5 protein-coding genes are annotated in these 6,473 nt (G+C 46.5%); 2 read left to right on the top strand and 3 right to left on the bottom strand.

Going from position 1 to position 6,473, the window contains the following annotated elements:
- Positions 1 to 120: 120 nt before the first annotated feature.
- Genes hemG through R7Z49_RS16620 form a run of 3 tightly spaced genes read right to left on the bottom strand, consistent with a single transcriptional unit; the run spans position 121 to position 2,785 of the window.
- Positions 121 to 648, bottom strand: coding sequence for a menaquinone-dependent protoporphyrinogen IX dehydrogenase (gene hemG, locus R7Z49_RS16630; RefSeq protein WP_005378894.1), 528 nt, complete (start codon positions 646 to 648; stop codon positions 121 to 123).
- Between the two features lie 9 nt (positions 649 to 657).
- Entirely contained in the window at positions 658 to 2,115 is a 1,458-nt protein-coding gene (locus R7Z49_RS16625; protein WP_005378893.1) for a TrkH family potassium uptake protein, read from the bottom strand.
- Between the two features lie 46 nt (positions 2,116 to 2,161).
- Positions 2,162 to 2,785: a YigZ family protein gene (locus R7Z49_RS16620; RefSeq protein ID WP_025768945.1), complete on the bottom strand. Its 624-nt coding sequence runs from the start codon at positions 2,783 to 2,785 to the stop codon at positions 2,162 to 2,164.
- Positions 2,786 to 3,046: 261 nt separating this feature from the next.
- On the opposite strand from R7Z49_RS16620, the gene fadB reads away from it, so the two are divergent.
- On the top strand, positions 3,047 to 5,218 hold the full coding sequence (gene fadB / locus R7Z49_RS16615; RefSeq protein WP_054579435.1) for a fatty acid oxidation complex subunit alpha FadB: 2,172 nt from the start codon (positions 3,047 to 3,049) through the stop codon (positions 5,216 to 5,218).
- Between the two features lie 14 nt (positions 5,219 to 5,232).
- Positions 5,233 to 6,408 (top strand): acetyl-CoA C-acyltransferase FadA, encoded by a 1,176-nt coding sequence (gene fadA, locus R7Z49_RS16610; RefSeq protein ID WP_006743176.1) that lies wholly within the window; start codon positions 5,233 to 5,235, stop codon positions 6,406 to 6,408.
- The last annotated feature ends 65 nt before the right edge of the window (positions 6,409 to 6,473 follow it).

Here is a 6,473-nt window from a genome sequence, read left to right as displayed (position 1 = left end):
TCAGCGAGGTGGCATTATAGAGATTGCGATCACATTGGCAAGCCCTTTTTCTCGTTTTTTTTGATTTTTTTATCGTTCGGATAAATTTGCATCAAAAGCGGTCAAAAGAGCACGTTATTTCTACAGTTCTCTAAATTTATCTGCGAAAAGAGCCACTTTTTCCCAATTGGTGTACTCCACCTCTTTGGTCGTATCGGTTTCGCCACCCGTCATCGACATAATGAACCTAATCATAGTTCTGTCGAACCAGCTATAACGTGGGTAATAAAGTGCACCAGCAAAAACACCGATTAGCGTTGGTTTCCAAGGCGACTTAATTAGGAACTTGCGAATGTAGGCACTACCTTCAGGTGTATCCTTTCCTTGGTCCTCTTTACGAGCGGTTAGGTTTACGCAGAAAAATGCCACTTTATTTTGCTCCAATTGATTGAGGTTTCGCTCAATAAACTGGTATAGCTTTTTATTAAGATGGCCATAGCGAATAGAGGCGCCTATCAATACTCTGTCGTATTGGCTGAAGTCAATCGTCTCGACATTATGTAAATCCACCAGCTCACAATCGAAGTCTGGAAGTTGTTCATCTATATAGTGGAGAATTTTTTTAGTCTGCCCTTCGCGGGAAGAGTATAGAAATAATGCTTTTGCCACGATTTCCCCTTAGCTACGCCAAAACGTCGGCGTAAGTAGAATAAGTAAGGTAAAGATTTCCAAACGACCAAACAGCATAGAAACTATTAATACCCATTTTGCTTTGTCGTTAACATCACCAAAGTGAAGCGCCACTTCTCCCAAGCCAGGACCGAGGTTGTTCAGAGTCGCAGCCACCGCCGAGAACGCACTGAGCTCATCCATTCCTGTTGCAATCAACCCCAACATACAAACCACAAATACCAATGCGTATGCGGAGAAGAAACCCCAAACCGCATCGACAACACGTTGCGGTAGGGCACTGCCACCTACTTTGATGGTGTAAACCGCGCGTGGATGGACTAAACGTTTTAGTTCACGCGCACCTTGTAAGGTAAGAAGCAGGATACGGATCACTTTCATGCCGCCGCCTGTTGAACCAGCACAACCACCTATAAAGGAAGAGAACAATAACAGCACAGGTAAGAAGAGCGGCCAATCCGCAAAACCTGTTGTCGTAAAGCCCGCTGTTGTGGATATTGATACGGTTTGGAACAGAGCCTGATCGAAAGCATCGTATGTCGATGTGTAAGAGTGATGTTTCAGTAATAATAGAAAGCAAATGATAAATAGCAGCACTTGAATGAACAAGAAGGCGCGAAACTCAGGATCTTTCCAGTAATACTTGGGATGTACGCCACCTGATGCAAATGCAGCAAAGTGCAGTGTGTAATTACATGCAGATATAAGCAGAAAAACCACCGTAATCAGGTTAATCGCGTAACTATCAAAGTATCCGATGCTGGCATCGTGGGTAGAGAAGCCACCAATGGCAATGGTGGAAAAGCTGTGACTGATGGCATCAAATGGCGTCATACCAGCTAACCAAAAAGCCGAAGCACAGGCGATAGTCAGGCTCAAATAGATGTACCAAAGCGCCTTAGCAGTTTCTGCTATGCGCGGCGTCACTTTAGTGTCCTTGACTGGACCAGGGATCTCGGCGCGGTAAAGCTGCATACCACCAATGCCAAGTACTGGCAAAATCGCCACCGCTAATACGATGATTCCCATACCGCCGAACCACTGCAGTAACTGTCGATAGAATAGAATCGCTTTAGGTAACTCATCCAAACCAACAATAACGGTCGCCCCGGTCGTCGTGAGAGCAGAAAACGATTCAAAAAACGCATCTGTCACTGAGACGTTCGGGTTGTCAGCAATGAGAAAGGGGATCGAGCCTGCACTGCCAAGTACTGTCCAGAATAAGACGACAATAAGAAAGCCATCTCGAGCTTTAAGCTCGTGCTTATACCTGCGGTTTGGGTACCAACAAACGGCCCCACAAAACAGCAGAACAAAAAATGTCGTGACAAAAGGCACACCAGCACCATCTCGATAGATCAGCGCAACGAGTGCTGGCGCAAGCATAGTGACACTAAAGAGTGCGAGCAGTAGCCCGACGATTCGAATAATTGAACGAAATTGCATGGATAAATTGACTAGCGAAGCTGTCCCTGTTGCTTCCTGTTTTTCATTATTGTCCGTCTAGCGGAGTGACAATTGCCTTTGCCCCGCTTTTATTAATGATTGCTTGGGTAAACGCGCTCACTTCTCGAAGCTCAATTTCCACCACTAATACGACCTGATCGCTGTATTCAGCCTCGACTTCTATCGCACCAAATTGCGGCATGATTGATTGTGCGATCGGCATAAACCCATAGTCTAACGTTAGTCTGAGCTTTGTGGTTATTTTTTTCTCAATAGTTTGAAGCAGCTTGAGCGCTTGTTGTACCCCACCCCCATACGCTTTAACCAAGCCGCCTGTACCTAACTTGATTCCACCAGAGTATCGCGTGACCACAGCCGTGATCTCCCCCACACCAGATCCAGACAGCTGAGCAAGGATCGGTTTACCTGCCGTCCCTGAAGGTTCTCCATCATCACTAAAGCCCCACTGCATCGAATCTTCTGGTCGACTAGCAACAAAGCCCCAACAGTTATGTCTAGCATCAGCGTGTTTAGCTTTGATTTGATCAACAAATGCTTTTGCAGCTTCGATACTTGGCGTGTGTGCCAAATAAGTAATGAAGACGCTCTTTTTAATTTCTTCTTCAAATTGAGCGGGCTCTGCTGGAATCAGATAAGGCTTGTCATTCATAGGATTATGGATTCAGGTTTATTTGCCTGAAGTCTATCACGAGTGTGATTTACCCGTCGCATAAGATCTGCCACAGCGCACAATGTTAAACACTTGTTTAAAAAATGTATTGAAATTAGACAATCCACGATCCAAACTAACTTTACTGGTCAAACCAGAACAAAAATAAAACGACTTCCTCGATACCTATTTGCCGAGGTACACGGCGTCGTTGAAATAGGTATACAGACAATCCACGATTGTATGTCATGGAGATAGACAATGATTTACCAAGCCGAAACCCTACAGGTAAAGGAAATACAAGATGGTATTGCAGAGCTAAGCTTCTGCTCTCCAAAATCCGTCAACAAACTCGACCTAGCGACATTGGAATCGCTAGATAAAGCTCTTGATGCGCTCATTGCCCATCAAGGCCTCAAGGGGTTGTTGCTCACTTCAGATAAAGACGCATTCATTGTAGGCGCAGACATTACCGAGTTTTTAGGTCTGTTTGCTAAAACGGATGCCGAGCTCGACCAATGGCTGCAATTTGCTAATAGCATCTTTAACAAATTAGAAGACTTACCCGTTCCGACCATCTCAGTGATCAAAGGCCACGCTCTTGGTGGCGGTTGTGAATGTGTGCTAGCAACAGACATGCGTATTGGTGACAAAACCACCAGCATCGGCCTACCAGAAACGAAACTGGGAATCATGCCTGGCTTTGGTGGTTGTGTACGCTTACCTCGCGTTATTGGCGCAGACAGCGCAATGGAAATCATCACCCAAGGTAAAGCATGCCGTGCGGATGAAGCATTGAAAATTGGCTTACTCGATGCAGTTGTAGAGACTGATGCTTTATACGAATCAGCACTACAAACTCTTAACTCTGCAATTAACGAGAAACTTGACTGGCAAGCACGCCGAGCACAGAAAACATCTCCGCTAACGCTGAGTAAGCTTGAATCAATGATGAGTTTCACCATGGCGAAGGGTCTGGTGGCACAAAAAGCAGGCCCTCACTACCCTGCCCCAATGACAGCCGTTATCACGATTGAAGAAGGTGCTCGCTTTGCACGTAATGAAGCGTTAGACATTGAACGTAAGCACTTCGTGAAATTGGCTAAATCGGAAGAAGCAAAATCACTCGTTGGCCTATTCCTTAATGATCAATACATCAAAGGCATTGCGAAAAAAGCAGCGAAGTCAGCAAGTAAAGACACGCAACGTGCAGCCGTGTTAGGTGCAGGTATCATGGGTGGCGGCATTGCTTACCAATCAGCGCTAAAAGGTGTGCCTGTCTTAATGAAAGACATCGCGCAAGCGTCGCTCGACCTAGGCATGACTGAAGCATCTAAGCTGCTGAATAAACGCTTATCTCGCGGTCGCATTGATGGCTTTAAGATGGCGGGTATTTTAGCGTCAATCACACCGAGCCTACATTACGCAGGTATTGAAAACTCTGATGTGATTGTTGAAGCTGTCGTTGAAAACCCGAAAGTAAAAGCAGCAGTTTTAAGTGAAGTTGAATCCCATGTCGGTGACGACACCGTTATCACCTCAAACACCTCGACGATTCCTATCAACCTATTGGCAAAATCACTAAAACGCCCAGAAAACTTCTGTGGTATGCACTTCTTCAACCCAGTGCATCGTATGCCTCTTGTTGAGATCATCCGTGGTGAGCATACCTCTGATGAAACCATCAATCGTGTTGTGGCGTATGCTGCGAAAATGGGCAAATCACCAATTGTCGTTAATGACTGCCCAGGGTTCTTCGTTAACCGCGTATTGTTCCCATACTTTGGCGGCTTCAGCATGCTACTTCGTGATGGTGCTGACTTTACGAAAATCGACAAAGTCATGGAGCGTAAATTTGGCTGGCCGATGGGACCGGCGTACTTGCTTGACGTAGTCGGCATTGATACCGCGCACCACGCACAAGCTGTGATGGCTGACGGTTTCCCTGAGCGTATGGGTAAACAAGGTCGTGATGCGATTGATGCACTGTTCGAAGCAGACAAATATGGTCAGAAAAATGGTAATGGCTTCTACAGCTACACCATAGATAAAAAAGGTAAGCCGAAGAAAACCTTCTCCGAAGCGATCTTACCGGTACTTGCTGACGTTTGTGCCGATAAGCAGGACTTTGACGATCAGACCATCATTCAACGTATGATGATTCCAATGATCAACGAAGTGGTGCTGTGCCTACAAGAAGGCATCATCGCGACTCCGCAGGAAGCAGATATGGCATTGGTTTATGGTCTTGGTTTCCCTCCATTCCGCGGTGGCGTATTCCGCTATCTAGACAGCGTGGGTATTGCTGAATACGTTGAAATGGCAAAACAACACGCCGAGCTAGGTGCGATGTACCAAGTACCGCAAATGCTGATTGATATGGCGGCGAAAGGTGAAAGCTTTTACGGTGCACAACAGCAAGGTTCTATCTAAGGAGGGATTCTAAAATGACTAATCAAACAAGAAATGTTGTCGTAGTCGATTGTCTACGTACTCCAATGGGTCGCTCTAAAGGTGGTGCTTTCCGTCATACACGAGCAGAAGATCTATCTGCGCGCCTAATGAAAGGCATTCTTGCGCGTAACCCACAAGTGAACCCAAGCGAGATTGAAGACATCTACTGGGGCTGTGTACAGCAAACACTAGAGCAAGGCTTTAACGTTGCACGTAATGCCGCGCTACTCGCGGGCCTGCCGATTGAAATTGGCGCCGTGACGGTGAACCGCTTGTGTGGTTCATCAATGCAAGCGCTTCACGACGGTACACGTGCCATCATGACTGGCGATGCTGAAATCTGCCTAATTGGTGGTGTTGAGCACATGGGGCATGTGCCAATGAACCACGGTGTAGACTTTCACCCAGGTATGTCAAAGAACGTAGCAAAAGCTGCGGGCATGATGGGCTTAACGGCTGAAATGCTGGGTAAATTACATGGCATTAGCCGTGAGCAACAAGACGAGTTTGCCGCTCGCTCACACGCTCGTGCGCACGCAGCAACCGTAGAGGGTCGTTTTAAAAACGAAATTCTACCAATTGAAGGCCACGCAGCAGACGGCACACTGTTCACTCTGGATTACGACGAAGTGATTCGCCCTGAAACATCCGTTGAAGGTCTATCTCAACTTCGCCCAGTGTTCGACCCAGCAAACGGTACAGTAACAGCCGGTACATCATCGGCTCTGTCCGATGGTGCATCAGCGATGTTGATCATGAGTGAAGAGAAAGCCAATGAGCTTGGTTTGAAGATTCGTGCACGTATTAAAGGCATGGCCATTGCGGGCTGCGATCCTTCTATTATGGGTTACGGTCCTGTACCTGCGACGAAAAAAGCGCTCAAGCGTGCTGGTCTTTCAATTGAAGACATGGATGTGGTTGAGCTAAACGAAGCATTTGCCGCGCAGTCTCTGCCGTGTGCTAAAGACTTAGGCCTGCTTGATGTTATGGATGAGAAAGTCAACCTTAACGGTGGTGCGATAGCATTGGGTCATCCACTAGGCTGTTCTGGTTCACGTATCTCAACAACGTTGATCAACCTAATGGAAGCGAAAGACGCGAAATATGGTCTGGCCACCATGTGTATCGGTTTGGGTCAGGGCATTGCGACAGTATTTGAACGACCATAACAGTTCAAGACGTTGTTGTAGTGATCGAGCCAACAATCATAAGCAAATGAACTAATAATAAAATT

It is taken from the genome of Vibrio sp. 1562 (assembly GCF_033340155.1).
In the GTDB taxonomy this organism is placed as follows: Bacteria; Pseudomonadota; Gammaproteobacteria; order Enterobacterales; family Vibrionaceae; genus Vibrio; species Vibrio alginolyticus.
Note: the sequence above shows the minus strand (reverse complement) of the source record. Positions and strands in the feature narration are given on the sequence as shown.